Annotated in this window: 14 protein-coding genes and 3 pseudogenes; 8 read left to right on the top strand and 9 right to left on the bottom strand. The window is 66.1% G+C overall.

Annotated elements, in window-relative coordinates; translation table 11 throughout:
- Positions 1–128 precede the first annotated feature (128 nt).
- A complete protein-coding gene (locus JWS14_RS29230) occupies positions 129–776 on the top strand; it encodes a PAS and ANTAR domain-containing protein (protein ID WP_206014984.1) in 648 nt (215 codons plus the stop codon).
- A 102-nt stretch (positions 777–878) separates the two neighbouring features.
- Here the strand turns inward: JWS14_RS29230 and JWS14_RS29225 are convergent, their stop codons facing one another.
- Positions 879–1,376: a hypothetical protein gene (locus JWS14_RS29225; RefSeq protein WP_206014983.1), complete on the bottom strand. Its 498-nt coding sequence runs from the start codon at positions 1,374–1,376 to the stop codon at positions 879–881.
- Between the two features lie 574 nt (positions 1,377–1,950).
- A complete protein-coding gene (locus JWS14_RS29220; protein ID WP_241031494.1) occupies positions 1,951–2,856 on the bottom strand; it encodes an FUSC family protein in 906 nt (301 codons plus the stop codon).
- A gap of 725 nt (positions 2,857–3,581) precedes the next feature.
- Here JWS14_RS29220 and JWS14_RS29215 point away from each other — a divergent pair.
- Positions 3,582–3,920 (top strand): WhiB family transcriptional regulator, encoded by a 339-nt coding sequence (locus JWS14_RS29215; RefSeq protein ID WP_072937596.1) that lies wholly within the window; start codon positions 3,582–3,584, stop codon positions 3,918–3,920.
- A gap of 200 nt (positions 3,921–4,120) precedes the next feature.
- Positions 4,121–4,738 carry a PAS and ANTAR domain-containing protein gene (locus JWS14_RS29205; protein ID WP_420855147.1) on the top strand — a complete coding sequence of 206 codons (618 nt, stop codon included), beginning with the start codon at positions 4,121–4,123 and terminating at the stop codon, positions 4,736–4,738.
- A 185-nt stretch (positions 4,739–4,923) separates the two neighbouring features.
- Here JWS14_RS29205 and JWS14_RS29200 read toward each other — a convergent pair whose 3' ends face one another.
- Complete coding sequence (locus JWS14_RS29200; RefSeq protein ID WP_241031493.1) at positions 4,924–5,370, bottom strand: GAF and ANTAR domain-containing protein; 447 nt, start codon at positions 5,368–5,370, stop codon at positions 4,924–4,926.
- Positions 5,371–5,407: 37 nt separating this feature from the next.
- Between JWS14_RS29200 and JWS14_RS51215 the strand changes: the two genes are divergently transcribed.
- Positions 5,408–5,542 carry a hypothetical protein gene (locus tag JWS14_RS51215; RefSeq protein WP_259375894.1) on the top strand — a complete coding sequence of 45 codons (135 nt, stop codon included), beginning with the start codon at positions 5,408–5,410 and terminating at the stop codon, positions 5,540–5,542.
- Positions 5,543–6,242: 700 nt separating this feature from the next.
- Positions 6,243–7,169, top strand: coding sequence for a hypothetical protein (locus tag JWS14_RS29195; RefSeq protein WP_206014982.1), 927 nt, complete (start codon positions 6,243–6,245; stop codon positions 7,167–7,169).
- 169 nt (positions 7,170–7,338) lie between these two features.
- Here the strand turns inward: JWS14_RS29195 and gvpJ are convergent, their stop codons facing one another.
- The 4 genes and pseudogenes from gvpJ to JWS14_RS29180 all read right to left on the bottom strand — a co-directional run bounded on the left by gvpJ (position 7,339) and on the right by JWS14_RS29180 (position 10,390).
- Entirely contained in the window at positions 7,339–7,734 is a 396-nt protein-coding gene (gene gvpJ / locus JWS14_RS29190; protein WP_072946790.1) for a gas vesicle protein GvpJ, read from the bottom strand.
- A gap of 313 nt (positions 7,735–8,047) precedes the next feature.
- A pseudogene (locus JWS14_RS50245) lies at positions 8,048–8,808 on the bottom strand (alpha/beta fold hydrolase).
- 182 nt (positions 8,809–8,990) lie between these two features.
- Positions 8,991–9,260 (bottom strand): annotated as a pseudogene (locus tag JWS14_RS50240) (alpha/beta fold hydrolase); the annotation flags it as partial.
- Between the two features lie 68 nt (positions 9,261–9,328).
- Complete coding sequence (locus JWS14_RS29180) at positions 9,329–10,390, bottom strand: YihY/virulence factor BrkB family protein (protein ID WP_072946793.1); 1,062 nt, start codon at positions 10,388–10,390, stop codon at positions 9,329–9,331.
- 159 nt (positions 10,391–10,549) lie between these two features.
- Between JWS14_RS29180 and JWS14_RS29175 the strand changes: the two genes are divergently transcribed.
- The gene (locus JWS14_RS29175; protein ID WP_072946794.1) at positions 10,550–10,792 is read left to right on the top strand and encodes a DUF3072 domain-containing protein; all 243 of its coding nucleotides are present in this window, start codon (positions 10,550–10,552) and stop codon (positions 10,790–10,792) included.
- A gap of 301 nt (positions 10,793–11,093) precedes the next feature.
- Positions 11,094–11,444, top strand: coding sequence for an EamA family transporter (locus JWS14_RS29170; protein ID WP_206014981.1), 351 nt, complete (start codon positions 11,094–11,096; stop codon positions 11,442–11,444).
- 87 nt (positions 11,445–11,531) lie between these two features.
- On the opposite strand, the gene JWS14_RS50230 is transcribed toward JWS14_RS29170, so the two are convergent.
- Both JWS14_RS50230 and JWS14_RS51830 read right to left on the bottom strand, forming a co-directional pair.
- Entirely contained in the window at positions 11,532–12,155 is a 624-nt protein-coding gene (locus tag JWS14_RS50230) for a GntR family transcriptional regulator (RefSeq protein WP_241031492.1), read from the bottom strand.
- A gap of 603 nt (positions 12,156–12,758) precedes the next feature.
- Positions 12,759–13,064: pseudogene (locus JWS14_RS51830) on the bottom strand (helix-turn-helix domain-containing protein); the annotation flags it as partial.
- Between the two features lie 381 nt (positions 13,065–13,445).
- Between JWS14_RS51830 and JWS14_RS29160 the strand changes: the two are divergent.
- On the top strand, positions 13,446–14,795 hold the full coding sequence (locus JWS14_RS29160) for an MFS transporter (protein WP_206014979.1): 1,350 nt from the start codon (positions 13,446–13,448) through the stop codon (positions 14,793–14,795).
- The last annotated feature ends 43 nt before the right edge of the window (positions 14,796–14,838 follow it).

The raw sequence follows: 14,838 nt of genomic DNA, 5'->3' as shown, positions 1-14,838 counted from the left end.
AGGTCGACCACGTTGCCCCCCGCCGCGGGCGTACTCGGCGCCCTCGCCTTCCGCATCCGATTCGTATCTTTCACGCTTCGAGTCTGATAGCACCTGCGCACCGTGTGACGGTGCGCTAGAAAGTAGTCGTGGATTCAGAGCAGGTGTTCGGTGGTGGTGAGCCACAGCGGGTGGGTAGTTTCCGCTTCTACCTGGACGGGCAACGGTGGGAATGGTCCGACACCGTCGCACTGATGCACGGCTACCGGCGCGGTGAAGTCACCCCGACCACCGAACTGCTGCTCTCCCACAAACACCCCGAGGACCACCCGCACGTCGCCCGGGTCCTGGACCGGATGATCAACGACGCCGAACCGTTCAGCAGCAAACACCGCATCATCGACACCACCGGCAAGGTCCGACAGGTCGTGGTCGTCGGCGACCGCATGCACGACGACAGCGGCGCCGTCATCGGCACGACCGGCTTCTACATCGATATCACCGACTCCCACCGCAACGACGTCAAAGACTCCGTCGACGAAACCGTCGCCGCCCTCGAGCAAACGCGGGCGGTGATCGAGCAGGCAAAAGGGGCCCTGATGCTGGTCTACGGTATCCCCGCCGACCGCGCGTTCGACATCCTGACCTGGCGCTCCCAGGAAACAAATATCCGGCTCCGCACCCTGGCCGAACGAATCGTCGCCAGATTCGGCGAGCTCGAACCCGACACCGGCCTGCGCACCCGGTTCGACCACCTGTTGCTCACCGCACACCACCGACCAACTCGCTCGAGCTGAGGGGCGTTTGCCCGGTCTTCCGGCTCATCGCCGGCCCGCCGACCACAAAAGCCTCACAGCGGTGAGGCCGTCACCGAAGACACCCGGGCGGTGCCCGAGCCGTCACCCTTCCTGTGCGGTGGCCATGTCTGGTGGGTCGGGAAGGTCGACATCGAGAACGAAGTCCAGCCAGATCAGGGCGTCTGCCAAGATTTCCGCGCGCAGGGTGATGTCGAATTGTTCAGCGGCAGTGAGCGACCGCTCTTCCTCGACCAGATCCTCGGCGAGGAACGCCGACACCGTCCGCAGCACCCAACGCTCCGACGCCGGCAAAGCGTCGCCGTCGACGTACCGTCCTTCCGCGAAGCGGACGTCGAGGACCAACGTCTCCTCCGGACCCGCGCCACCCAGCCGCGCGACGACCACACCGACAGTGGCGTCGACAACCCACGCAAGCACATCGCCGTATACCGGCCGGCCCCCGGTCGGGTGCAGTTCGGCGCACACCCGGGATACCTCGCACGAGAGTCGGGCGGCATCCCGGTCACCGACCAGTTGCAATAGACGACCGCCGAGGGCTGCGGCCGAAGAGCTGGTGGGGCTGCCTGCGTTCGATCCCATACCCGAGAGTGCCCAGCTCAGGGCATCACCACACAGCCCGGTCGAGCTCCGGCATCTGAGCATGGGCGACCCTCCTTCGTGCTGGTCGTGCGGCCTTCGTCGGGCGGTGCCACCGGCTCCGCGTCGCCTGGCGGCAGCGACGCACCGGCGGGTGCTGGGTTCGTGCCGGACTCCCCGGTGGACGTGACCTCCTCCTGATCCAGAGACCCCGGCTCGCGGTCCGTCCGGCCCGCTCCGGCCCGGTCCGCTCGACGGAAGAGCAGCCAGCAGTTCAGTGTGGGCAATCCCCGTGTATCGCGCCTGTCTCGTTGCGATGCGGCCGAGCGGGGTCGCGCGGTATCCCCGTCGCCATGAGGATCGCAAATCCTTGTAGCGCAGCGCTCCCCAATTTTATCGGTTCGACGTCTGGCGACGGATGTTGCTGCAAGTTGCGCGTCAGTGCTCGTCGGAAATGTCCAGCACGGCAAGCGCGGCCCACAGACCATCCGCGGCCAAGGCGATCGCCGGCCACGCACCGGGTAGGGGTTGGTGTCGTCGGACCGATTCCTCGAACGACTCGAGGCGCGAGCGGGCTTCAGGCAGAGCGGTCTGCACGACGTGCAGGTAGGGCTCTCGATGGTGGGCCGGGTCCCAGGTGAGTTCGTCGAATGCGGCCGAGAATGCCTCGAGTAGCGCCGCTGCTTCGTGCCGAAGTTGCTCCGGTGTGGACGCCGGGGGGCCCTGCCTGCCGATCATCGGCGTCGGTGAGCGCCTCGACCGCGACTTCCAGGACTGACACGTACAGCAAGGTGTCGTCGAGAACCGTTGCTATCGGGAGGTACACCTGCGATCCGCCTACCTTGGTCCAGCCGGGGCTACGAAGGTTGCCGCGCAAGCTTTCCCGGCCCTCGCGCAGCGCAACGCCGGCGCCGGTCGACTTGTGCAGATCCCACACCCGTTGCCGTCCTCGATCACTGTCGTGACGGCCTGACCGGAGGCCGTGGGCAAGATCGGCGAGCAGGGTCGAGAGTTCATGCGCACGTTGCAGAATCAGGTCGCGGGCCGTGGAAAGCTGGTCGGGAGGCAGCACGAGAGCATTGACCGCGACGCCGACGAGCACACCGACGGTGACATCGAGGACGCGATGAAACACCAGAGCTGCGTTCGTGGCCGATCCGTACAGCACTACCAACAGCGCGGTGATCGCTACCCACATCCCGTCCGGCGCCAACCACCGGCTGCGGCCGAGAATCGTCCCGACCGCGACCGCACCTGCGATGGCGGCGAGTTCAGGCAGGGTGCCTGCCGCCAACGCGGCAACGAGCACACCGAGAATAACGACCGTGACCTGACGTACGGCGGCGGACACCGAGCTGCGGACCGTGGTGCCGATGATGAACAAGGCGGCGTAGGGCGCAAGGAAAGACTCCGGACTCTGCAACACCCGATCGGCGAGCAACCAGGCGGTCAGCACCGCCACCGTGCACTTCACGGCGGACACCAAGCCCGGGTGCTGCAGCGCTCTGCGCAGCCAGGTACTCCAGCCACCCGCTTGGGGTCGCTGCGTCTGAGTACCGGCCCCTGCGGAAAAAGGCCATCTCATGTCAACACTTGTACCCATTCGATCGTCTCGGTTCACCAGTCCGTGTCCGTGCGCGGGATGTGCCATCAAGCGCACCCGCCCGGCGCGTTCTGGACCGGCCTGGTCACCGGTGCTCATACTCAGGCGGCTCGAGGCGGCCGATGTGATGCCAGTTACTGTCGAGCGATTCCCCGCAACCGTCCACCGGTGTGCCGATAGCATCAGCAGCACACCCTTTCACCCGCTCTTTCGAGACGTAAAGGGTGCGGGGCCTCCGATACCGGGTGCCTCCTGATCCCCGATGTCGAGCCATGGCATCACCGCACCGACACCGTTTATTTTCGCCTGCGGACCCGGTCCAGCACTGATTGCCATCCGGGCCGTGGTCTGCCACTACCCCGTCCCTGGACATCAGGCGTGAAACCCCGACACAGTGAAGATGCTTGTTGCACAACACTTCCCGGCCACCGTGCCCGACCCGACAATCCGAACCCGCGAGGAGGCCATACCAAACCACGCTCCGACATCGATCTCTTCGGTCACACCGTCGGCGACCGGCCCAGGTCCCCACCCGCACCTTTAGGTGCCCTGCTCTTGCCGGCGGATCGCGTCACTGTTCGACTCCGAAAGCGACCCATCCCGCAATGCCTGATCATTCGCACCACCACATCGACCGCAACTGGCAGCGCCGCGCCTCCTGCCGGGGAACCGACACCGAGGTGTTCTTCTCCCCCGACGGTGAACGCGGCCGCGTCCGCGCCCAGCGCGAGCACACCGCCAAACTCATCTGTCAGGATTGCCCCGTCCTCACCGAATGCCGCGCCCACGCCCTCACTGCCGAAAGTCACGGCATCTGGGGCGGCATGTCCGAAAGCGAACGCGCCCGCCACACCCGACGGACCCGCCACGCGGCCGCCCGACCCAGGGAGCGCGTCCCGGCGTCGAACTCCTCACCCTTGCGGATCCGAACACCCACAGCATGAGGATGGCGGCCTGGGAGGTCACGGAAACGATCTCGCTCGATGGTTCGCTCTGCAAGTCCGGGGTATTCGCCCGGTGTGCGGCTCGGAGTACTCGATATCGGTTCGAACTCGGCGCAGTTGCAGATCGTCGAGGCGACTGCGGGTGCGCCACCCGATTGGGCGAGTCGATCGGGGTGGACCAATGCCTCTACGAGGACGGGATCGCCCGGGTCAGCCAGGCGGTGACGCAGACGTTGGCGGCGGCGCACCGGTATGAAGTCGACGCCGTCGCCCAGATGCACGGGTACCGACCCGGCGAGGTGACGCCGGTCACCGAACTGCTGCTCTCCCACAAGCATCCCGAGGACCAGTCGCACGTCGCCCGGGTCCTCGACCGGATGATCAACGACGCCGAACCGTTCAGCAGCAAGCACCGCATCATCGACACCGCCGGCAACATTCGCCAGGTCGTGGTCGTCGGTGACCGAATGTTCGACGGCACCGGTCGGGTGGTCGGCACGAGCGGGTTCTACATCGACATCACCAATTCCCACCGCTCCGACGTCAAAGACTCCGTCGACGAAGTGGTCGTCGAACTCGAGCAGTCGCGGGCGGTGATCGAGCAGGCCAAGGGTGCGCTGATGCTGGTCTACGGCATTTCCGCCGACCGCGCCTTCGACATCCTGACCTGGCGCTCACAGGAGACCAACACCCGACTGCGCGCGATTGCCGAACAGATCGTCAGGGGATTCAGCGAGTGCGAACCCGACACCGGCCTGCGCACCCGGTTCGACCACCTCCTGCTCACCGCCCACCAGCGAGCCGGACGACCGGACTAGGGAACGGTCCCGCGGGCTGGTTTGGTCAACCCGCAGAACCTGGACCGATGTCCCTACCGGTCGAGCACCGGCCCTGACTCACCGCTTTCCCCGAAAACCGCCCGGGCAATCCGTCTCTGGCCCGGATGAACCCACGACCAGGGAGAAACGGCAGCGAATAACGTGTTTCCCCGACCCACCGTCGCTCACTTCGCAGGGTCGGGTCCGTGCTCGATGATATTCAGGGCAACCTCGTTGAGCGGCATGTTGGAGTGCTGGGACCGTCGGGTCAGGATCGCGAAGGCCTCGTCGGCGTCGATCGAATACCGCTGCATCAGCATGCCCTTGGCCTGACCAATCAGGTCCCGGGAGGCCAGGGCATCGCGGAACTGCTCCTCCCGCAGCGAGGCGATCAACGCGATCGCCACATGGGTGGCCAAGGTGCCGCCGATGCTGACCGAGTCGTCGTCGAACGCGTTCGCTCGGCTCGAATGCAGGTTCAACGCACCCATCGTGTGCTCGGTGGTGTAGAGCTGGAATGCCAGCATCGACCGGACCCCGATGCCGGCCGCCTCGGGGGCGAACCTCGGCCACCGCTGCTCGGTGGTCATGTCCGTGACGAGGACGGTTTCGTGGTTCCAGATCGCCTGCACACACGGCCCGTCACCCAGCCGGTGCTGGAGGTCGTCGATGTTCTTCCGCAGCTACGACGTCGTCGCCCGAGATTGGAAGGACCTGCCGCGGGTGACCAGGGTGATGCCGGCGTCCTCGGCACCGGGAACCACATCCCGCGCGGACTTCGTGATCACCTCCGGGGTGCCCTGAATATTGGCGTGCTCGGCACGCAGATCGCGCGATCTGTTCGATCTCGGCGCGCAACCGGTGCTCGAAGCCACCACCCCGGTCGAGGGCCTGGTCCTCGTCTGAGCTCAAGCCCCATCGTCGCACGGCCTCATTTCACCCTTCCAGTGCCAGCGCACAGAGTCGCATGGACGCAACCCCACTCACCGCTCATCGAGGCGGCCGGATCCCTGGTGGCGCACTGGATGCTCACCGGTCTCGTGCACGGGCGATGAACACCGACAACACCCGCTCCGAACTCATTCAGTATGAACTTCCAAACCTTTTGCAGCACTCAACTTCCGAGTGGCCGTCGCCAATGCGCGGACCGGTTTGCCCAAGATGCCGGCAGACAGGACTTCCGCCAAGGAATCGCCGGCGTCCATCGTCCGGCCGTCGACAGTTGGGGCAGCACCGCCGGATTCGTCCTCTCGTATGTGCTCGCGACTGTGACGAGGTACGTGGCCCCCAAAGCACGCTGAAGACCACGTGCCGTGCGACTCATCCGACCAGAGGACGGTAGCTCGGCCTGCTCGGCAGTTTCGATGTCGAGATGCATCTGTCACACCTACGCCGTGATCGGCCCGGAAATGACCCCGCTCCGTCAGCTCGCGTTTGCCCGGTGCGCCGTCGGGGGATGCTGCGGAGAAACCTATGTCTTCGATTGGACGAGGGGAACAAGCCGATGAACGCTCTCACCACCGGCATCGTCGCCGGCGCCGCAGGCACCACGATGCTCGACGCCGTCACATACTTGGACATGGCGATCCGGGGCCGTCCCGCGAGCACCGTCCCGGAGAGGACCGTCGAATCCGTTGCATCCGCCCTGGGCGTCGCGATTCCCGGGCGCGGAGACGCCCTCGCGGCGCGGCGGTCGGCGTTCGGGGCACTCGGCGGAATCGTCGTCGGCACCGGGCTCGGCGTGGCCGCCTCCCTCGTCCGCTTCGCCGGAGCCCGCCTGACCCCGACCGCGGGAACGATCGGCGTCGGACTCGCCGCCATGGCGGCCACGGACATCCCGATCGCCCTGCGCGGTATCAGCGATCCCCGAACGTGGACCACGCAGGACTGGTTCAGCGACCTCGTGCCGCACCTGGTCTACGGCGCCACGGTCACCACCGTCCTACGCCAACAGGACGCGGCCGCACGGAACCGGGCCACCGCAGCGGCGGAACGGTCGAGCACCGTCCGGTCTGCCGTGATCGGTGTGGCCAGCGGCCTGCGGAGCTCTACCGGCATCGCCGCGGCACTCTTGGCGAGTGCCACCGGATCGGCACATCGAACCCGTCTGATCGGCGCGACTGCGGTCGTCGGCGGCGAACTGGTCGCCGACAAGAACCCGAACATCCCGTCGCGCCTTTCCCCGCCCGCGCTCACCGGACGCCTCACCGCAGGCGGCGGGGGCGCCGCAGCTTTGGCCCGCCGCGACCGGGCGGACACGGCGTCGGCTCTGATCATCGGAACCGTCGGCGCCGTCGCCGGCTCGTACGGCGGCGCGTGGTGGCGGCAGTGGGCCGGCGGGCACATGCCGGACTGGCAGGCCGCGCTTGCCGAGGATGCCGTCGCGCTGACGATGGCGGCGGTCGCACTCCGACGCCCCGCGCGGTCCTAGATGCCGGTTGGGCAGGTCACGGGGTCCGATCCGATCGGTCTCACTCGCGTGCGGCCGGAAATTGCGATTGCGGGCGGCCCCGGACTCGAGTGGAACGACCGGCCGCGTCGACGTTCCCGGGTCCGTCGGAACGTTAAGGGGTCTTCGATACAAGGCACGGAGGTAGCCGTTACTTGTCATCCCGGGTGGATCTACGCGAAACCCGTTCTCGTTCGGGCTCTTCGTCGGCACCGAACAGACCACCGAGTTTGTCGTCACCGGATTCGATCGAGTCCCTCGCCGTCGATTCCTCCTCGCCTTCGGCGCCATCCGACGCGAGGTCGGTCAGGCCTTTCGGTTCGCTGCCGATCTCGAGCCGGTTCACCGCTTCGGCGAATCGCAGGTAGGTGTCGACGCTTGCGACCACGACGCGGGCGTCGATCGTGAGTATTTCGATGCCGACCAACGAGACGCGCACGTAGGCATCGATGACCAGGCCCTTGTCCAGGATGGTGTCGATGACGTCGGCGAGGCTGCTCGACCGGGGGCCGCCTGCTGTTGCCGCGGGTTGTATCGCTGTGGTCATGCCGGTGCTCCGTGCGTGCGCCCGTCGAGGAGATCTCCTTCGCTCCACCGGAACTGACCGACCGGTACATCGATTATGCCGCTTGTCGTCATCGTCGCACCCTTCCGTGGCGTGGTCTCGGCGCACCTCGGAGAAGGCTCGCTGACGTTTTGCCGCAGGACCGTGCGCGGTGGGTGCGCGTATGTTCTCCGTCTACCCCACCTCGATAACGCTCAATCACCAGCACAAACACCGATCCCGAGCTCACCGACGAACGCCCCTCGCTTGCTCGCGTTCCGCGTGACGCACCGGGTTTCGGCGCGTATCGGTCGCGTCAGGCGTGCGCGCGGTACGGCGTTGTGGCACCGGGAGACCCGAGGAACCGGCGTGTGAGACCCATCGTCAGGTCGGGCATTTCCAACTGGGGTACGTGTCCGCAGTCGGGAAGTACCACCGATTCGGCGGTGGGAACAGCCACGCTCACGTGCCGAGCGAACCGGGACGGAACCAACCGGTCACGACGACCCCACAGGAACAGCGTCGGCGTCCGGACGGTGGTCAGTCGATCCCAGAACCCACTGTCGCCGAACGGTTCCTCGAGGTAGATGTTGACCAGTGCCGACAGCGCCGCCCGGCGCCGCGCACCGTGGCCCATCGCGATCTCGAACTCGTCGACGGCGGCCTCGAACCACGGTTGGGGTACCCGGTCGGGGCGGGCGAACATCGACTTGGCGCCCGCCATCACCACCGCACGCGGCAGACCGATCATCGGCAACCGGGCGACGTCCACCGGCCACCACCGGGCCAGCGGCGCCAGTTGACGGAATCGGCGGAACGCCGGTGAGGGGCACAGCAGCACGAGTTTGTCGACCGTATCCGGTTCGCGCATCGCCAGTTCCAGTGCGAGCCGGCCCCGAGCGAATTGCCTATCACCACGGCACCATCGGCGTCCGCGGCGTCGAGGAAGTCGCGCAACCAGCGGAAGAGTTGCTCGGCGGTGTAGGTCCAGGCCGGCGCATCGGAGGCACCGAACCCCGGAAGATCGGGTGCCACAACCCGGAAATCCTCGGCCAGATCGGTGAGAACCGGCAGCATCGACGCATTGGTGGCCCCGAGGCCGTGCAGCAGCACCACCGGGGGCGCGTCGGCGCGTCCGGCCTCGAGATACGCGGTGCGAACCCCGCACGCGGCCGCGTGACGAGGTCGACGTCCGGGGCGAACGCGCCTCCGATCTGGAGGACGGTCGCAAGGCTCCCGCGCGTGGTGAGGTCACCACCGAGGAACGCGTCCACACCGCTGCGACGACCGATGAGCAGATCGGCGAGGGTGTCGGCGTCGGTATGAACCGTACACGTCGGATCGGTGGCGACGTCCCTGGTCACCTCGGCGATGCCGTCGTCGACTGTAATAGTCCACCGGCCGTGCCCGGCGATGTCGAGAACGATCCTCGCATCCGAATGGGTAAGCGCGACATCCGTAAGGTCGCGGGGAAATCGGTCCGAGAGGACGGCGCCGGGATCAGTTGCGGAACGTAGTGACTTCGACACGGAGATTCTCCTCCACTCGCTGCATCCCGGCGAACCGGGTGATGCAGACCGACAATTCCGACGCCGGGTTACCGCTCCACCGCCTCGACGTCGGCGGTGTCACCGTCACTCTCGCGTAATGCCCTGCCCTGCTGGACAAACTGCTCGTACTTCTCCGCGTTCTTGTCCGAAACCCGGGTATCTCGCGGCGGCAACTGCAATTCGTCCTCGGCGGCCATGCCGGCCTGCAACTCCCGTCCGCGTTCGAGTTCGGCATCCAGTTCGGCGCCGAAGAGCAACGCCAGATTGGTGATCCACAACCACAACAGGAACACGATGACTCCGGCCAGGGAGCCGTACGTCTTGTTGTAGCTGCCGAAGTTGGCGACGTAGAGCCCGAACAGGACCGACGCGACGATCCACGTGACGATCGCGAGGAACGCGCCGGCGCTGATCCAACGGAACTTCGGTTGCCGCACATTGGGTGTGACGTAATAGAGGATGGCCACGGCTACCACGACGATGCCGAGGACGAACGGCCAGCGGGCGATGTTCCACACGGTCAGGGCGGTGTCGCCGAGTCCGACCGCGTCTCCCGCCGAGCGTGCGACCGGGCCGCTGAGGGCGAGCATCGCCGCACCGGCGGCCACCAGGACCAGACCGACGATGGTCACGGCGAGCATCAGGGGCCGTAGCTTCCACACGGGACGCCCCTCCTCGACTTCGTACATGCGGTTCATGGCCCGTCCGAACGCCCCGACGTAGCCGGACGCCGACCACACCGCACCCAGCAGGCCGAGAACGAGAGCCATCCCCGCGGTCGGCGTCTCGACCAGTTGCGTGATGGGATCGCGCAACGTGTCCACAGCGGAGGACGGTCCGAGATCGTCGACCATCTGCAGGACCGCGTCGGTGGTGCGCTGTCCCTGACCGAACACGCCCAGCAACGAGACCAGCGCCAGCAGGGCGGGGAACAGTGAGAGGACTGCGTAGTACGTCAGCGCCGCGGCCAGGTCCGTGCACTGATCGCGGGTGAACTCGTGCGCCGTCTTCCGGATGACGTACCACCAAGACGGTTTCGTCAGGTCCGCAGGCGAATCCGGCTTCCGCGGATCATCGGGTTCCGGCTCGGCGTGCTGATCGTCGTTCATCGGTCACGCCTACCCGTATCCCGGTCCGGTGAAACTGCGGTCCTCCTCGTTCGTGCTCGCCCCGCGGCCGACGATCGGTCGACCGGAGCCCCCAGTTTCCCGCAGGCGTCCGCCGGGCAATCGTGTCGCCGAGTACTGCAACCGACCGACAGGACAGCAATGGCGGATATCGATCCCACCGAGCACGACGTCTCCCCCACACCGGAGAAGGACCCGGACGACTGGATCACCGGCGACGAGCCGATGACAGGGCCCCAGCGTTCCTACCTGCACACCCTGGCGCAGGAGTTGGGCGCGACGGTCCCCGACGACCTGACGAAGGTGACCGCGTCGAAGTTGATCGACGAGTTACAGCTGCGATCCGGACGCGGCGCGCGAGGGGAAGAGACATCCGGAGCGTGACATCGGGAAAGGACGGCGAAGTGACCGAAACCCCGCACGGTAGGACTGCTACCGATCCGCGCGAGTTGTCGACTGTTCAACTGATAGAGCGGATCACAGACCAGATTTCGGGACTCGTGCACTCACCGAGGTGAAGGAAACGGGCACCCGATGCGGCATCGGCGCCGGCGTATCCGGTGCCGGAATTCTGTTGCTGCTGTTCGAATTCGGGAGTTGGGTGGCCGCCGGACGCTCTCCCGCCGGTCCCCGAACGGACCGGTCGCAGCGTCCGCGCGGATATCGACACTCTCAAGGGACTTACGTGACGCAAGGGCAACCGAATCCGGACCGGGACACCACCGCCGAGCAGCAACGCACCGACCTCGCCGCCACGGTCGATGCCCTCCACGCAACGATGGACATCCCGAGGCGTGCGAAGGGCAAGGTGCACGAAGACGTCGAACGGATCAAGCGGCAACCCGCGACCGCGCTGGCCGCATACCTGTACGCGCTCCGAACCGAATTCGTCACCGTCGCTGTTGTCTTGTCCTCGCTCTACCCAGTCCTCCCCGTGATCGTGGGAATCGTGTTCCTGAGCGAGCGCCTCCGGCGATCCCAGGCGCTCGGTCTGGCCGCTGCACTCACCGCGACGGTGCTCATAGCCGTGGCGTGAGTCTGAGACGCCGCGAACAACCAGCGAGACCTTTACCTACCCTTTGCCAGCTACTTGCCAGGTTCAGTGCGCCGCAACCAGGCCAGGTCAGCGCCTGCGCTGGCCGAGGTGCGGCACCATGTATCTGATGCAGTTGTCGATCTTCTCGCGCCACGCCGCTATCGCGGCATCCTGATCGGAACTCCCGATCGCCTCCAGGACGCGGCCGTCATCGGTGATGATTCCGTCCACGGGATGCTGATACGTGACCCCCAGTGCGGCCGCGAACAGGCGGATCTGCAGGGTGAGACGAGTGAACATCGCTTCGATACGCGGCATGTCCGCCGCGCGCGCCAGTTCGTCTTGGAGGTCCAGATCCAGCGACCCGGTGACCAGTGGCTCGTCCTCCACGGCGCTGCGTCCGATGCGTTGGTACAGGGCGTCGACGGTGTCTGGAACTCCACCGCCGCGTGCCGCCAGACGACGCACGAGCGCAGTGCCGAGTAGGCCGCGAGCCGTGTAGGACTCCAGCACGTCGCGTTCGGCGGGTGTCGGCACATAGAAGTGGCCGGCGCGGTCCTGGTCGACCAGGCCGTCCTCCACGAGATGTCGCAGTGCATCGACGAGCGTCCCCGCCGATAGCCCCGTCCGCGAGGTCATCGTCCGCGCATTGATCACCCGGCCGGCGTGCAGGGCGCCCTCTGCAATCGCCTCGCACAGTCCCGCCACCACTATCGCCGCGTCTGTCTCCCGCCGGGCCTCGGCCGCTGCCGAGCTAACTTTGGTACCTGAGTCAGAAGTTCGATCCCAACGAGTCCATTGAAATTCCCCGCGAGAACCCTGATACCACCCGCGGATGGCCCGTTCCAGCTCGTTCAGTTCGGGAAGCTGACGTGCGTCGATCGCGGATGCCGCAGGAGCCAGCAATTCCAGCCATCTGCGCCTCTCCACCGTCACCGTCCGGATGCTGCGGGTTCGGCGCACCCACGCTGCGGTGGCCGTATCAGGTTCGAAGTCGAGTATCGCCGTCACCGCACGGTCCCGCGGCGCGTACTGAAGCGCGCGGCGTAAACGTTCACCCGAACCGATTGACATTCCTCGCGGCACGTCCTCAGCGCAGATGGATCCGCACAACAGAACCTCGACCGCATCTGAAATCTCGCGCGATGTCGACGCACTCCGGTGCGGCCGTCCCGACTTCGTGGGACCACTGTGAAACACGAGCACGCTGCTTCCCGGCTCGAGGTGCACGTACGCCAGAACCGCATTGGGTGGCAGGTCAGGATCGGCAGCGGAACCCGCCGCCGGATAGTGTTCGCGCCGAATCCGAGAGACCGTCGACTGGCTCACCCCCACGTGTTCGGCGATGCTTCGGGTGGTCCAACCCCCTTCCGGAGGAGGCTCCAGCACGCACGTCAGAGTGCGGTGCACCACATCGCCGGCAGTGCTCGGCCGGCCCGATCGGGGCGCGTCGGCCAGGCCGTCGATGCCGTACTCGACGTACCGCTTGCGCCATTTCGCGACCGTGCGAACGGTGACGTCGCTCCGGCGTGCCACCTCTGCCGCGCCCATTTCCGTGCAGCTCAACACGATCCTCGCGCGAGCGGCCTGATCTTGCGTCGTTCGGCGGGATGTCGCCATGCGACTCAACTCGGCACGCTGAGCGACGGTCAGTTTCAGGGGGCCGCTTCTCACACCCGAATAGTATCTACTTTTCACTCAGTGCAGCTCGGATCGCCCGCGTCTCTCCCCCGATCAGGTCCCTCTGGCGCATCCTTTCATGCAGCCCCGAATGTGATGTCCAACACTTCCGCCAAGTGCGTCGAGCCGCAACGCTCGCGTTGACCCACAGGCGAGGGCGGACGCATGGCCGGGTTGCGAGTTCCGCCCGGGCCGCGTGTGAAGCAACTGACTCGCAAGGTCCGCCGGGCCGCCCAACCGGGCGCTGATTGATCCGCTGACGTAACAAGGAGATATCCATATGTCACAGTCCGATACTTGGTGCGCGTCCAGGAGATTCCCATGCCATTGACAGGAAACGCCACAGCCGATTCGGGCGCAAGCGGCAAGACTTCCGAGGCCTACAGGAAGAAGTTCCAGATCCGACTGATCACCGTCCTGGTCGGCGGCATGTTCCTCGACGGCTACATTCTCGGCATCATCGGACCGGTCGCCCACACGATCGAGACGAACGTCGTAGGCATGACCACGGCCTGGATCGGGTTGGAGGCGGCTTCGGCTCTGATCGGCATCATGATCGGATCTCCGATTGGAGGGTGGCTCGCCGACAAACTGGGCCGCAAGCCGCTCCTGTTCTGGGACATAGTCCTGTTTACCGTCGCATCAGCCGCGCAACTCTTCGTCGACGGGCCGCTCGAGCTGTTCCTCGTACGGCTGGCGATGGGCCTCGCCGTCGGCATCGAATACGCCGTCGGCTGGCCACTGCTGGCGGAGTTCGCACCCACACACCTACGCGGTCGGTTGCTCGGGGGCACCGTCATCGCGTGGTACGCCGGATTCTGCGTCGCGTACATCGTCGGGTACTACCTCAACAAGGCCGGGGTGAGCTGGAATATCGTGCTAGCGACGAGCACTCCGATCGCCGCCGCCATTCTGATCGGTCGCATCGGCCTGCCCGAATCGCCGCTCTGGTTGTGGAGCAAGGGCAAGCAAGACCAGGCCAAGGGGATCGTCGGCAAGTATCTGGACACCGACTACATGACCGATATGGTCAAGGCCAAGAGTGGCGGACCGGCCGGCTCGATCGCCATGTTGTTCTCGCCTTCGGTCTGGCGGTCCACACTGTTCACGGCGGGGTTCTGGGCGTGCGCCGTCACCCCGTACTTCGCGATCGCGACCTTTGCAGACAATCTTCTGAAGGATTTCGGGCTGACCGGACTCCTGGGAGGCGTGAGCCTGTCGGTGTTCGCCGTGTTGGGAGTTACCGCAACCATCCTCGTCGTCGACAGGGTGAAGCGGCGAACGCTCACGGTGCCGCCGCAATGGATCGCGGCGATCGTGCTGGTGATCGCCGGGCTGTGGGCGGGTGCGCCGCCGATGATCATGCTCGCACTGTTCCTCCTCTTCTCATTCCTGAATGCCGGTTACACCGCGATGACCGCCATCTACCCGAGCGAGGTGTTCCCCACCGAAGTTCGAGGGCTTGGTACCGGGTTCGCGGCAGCAGGAAGCCGGGTAGGAGCGGCCGCCGGTCTGTTCCTCATTCCGATCTCGATCGAGAATCTGGGTGTGTCCACCACTGTCCTCATCGCCGCGGCGATCACGTTCGTCGGAGCGGCGCTGTCACAGTGGCTGGCACCCGAGACCGGCGGAAAGCCTCTGAGTGAATTAGCTGAGAACGTCAGCCACTGACGAGACTTCCCCGAAATCGCCCGGGCATCAGGCGGACACACGT

Origin of the sequence: Rhodococcus koreensis (genome assembly GCF_017068375.1) — a bacterium.
Classification (GTDB): Bacteria; Actinomycetota; Actinomycetes; order Mycobacteriales; family Mycobacteriaceae; genus Rhodococcus_F; species Rhodococcus_F koreensis.
The sequence above is the reverse complement of the archived record's forward strand: the minus strand, read 5'-3'. Positions and strand labels throughout refer to the sequence as shown.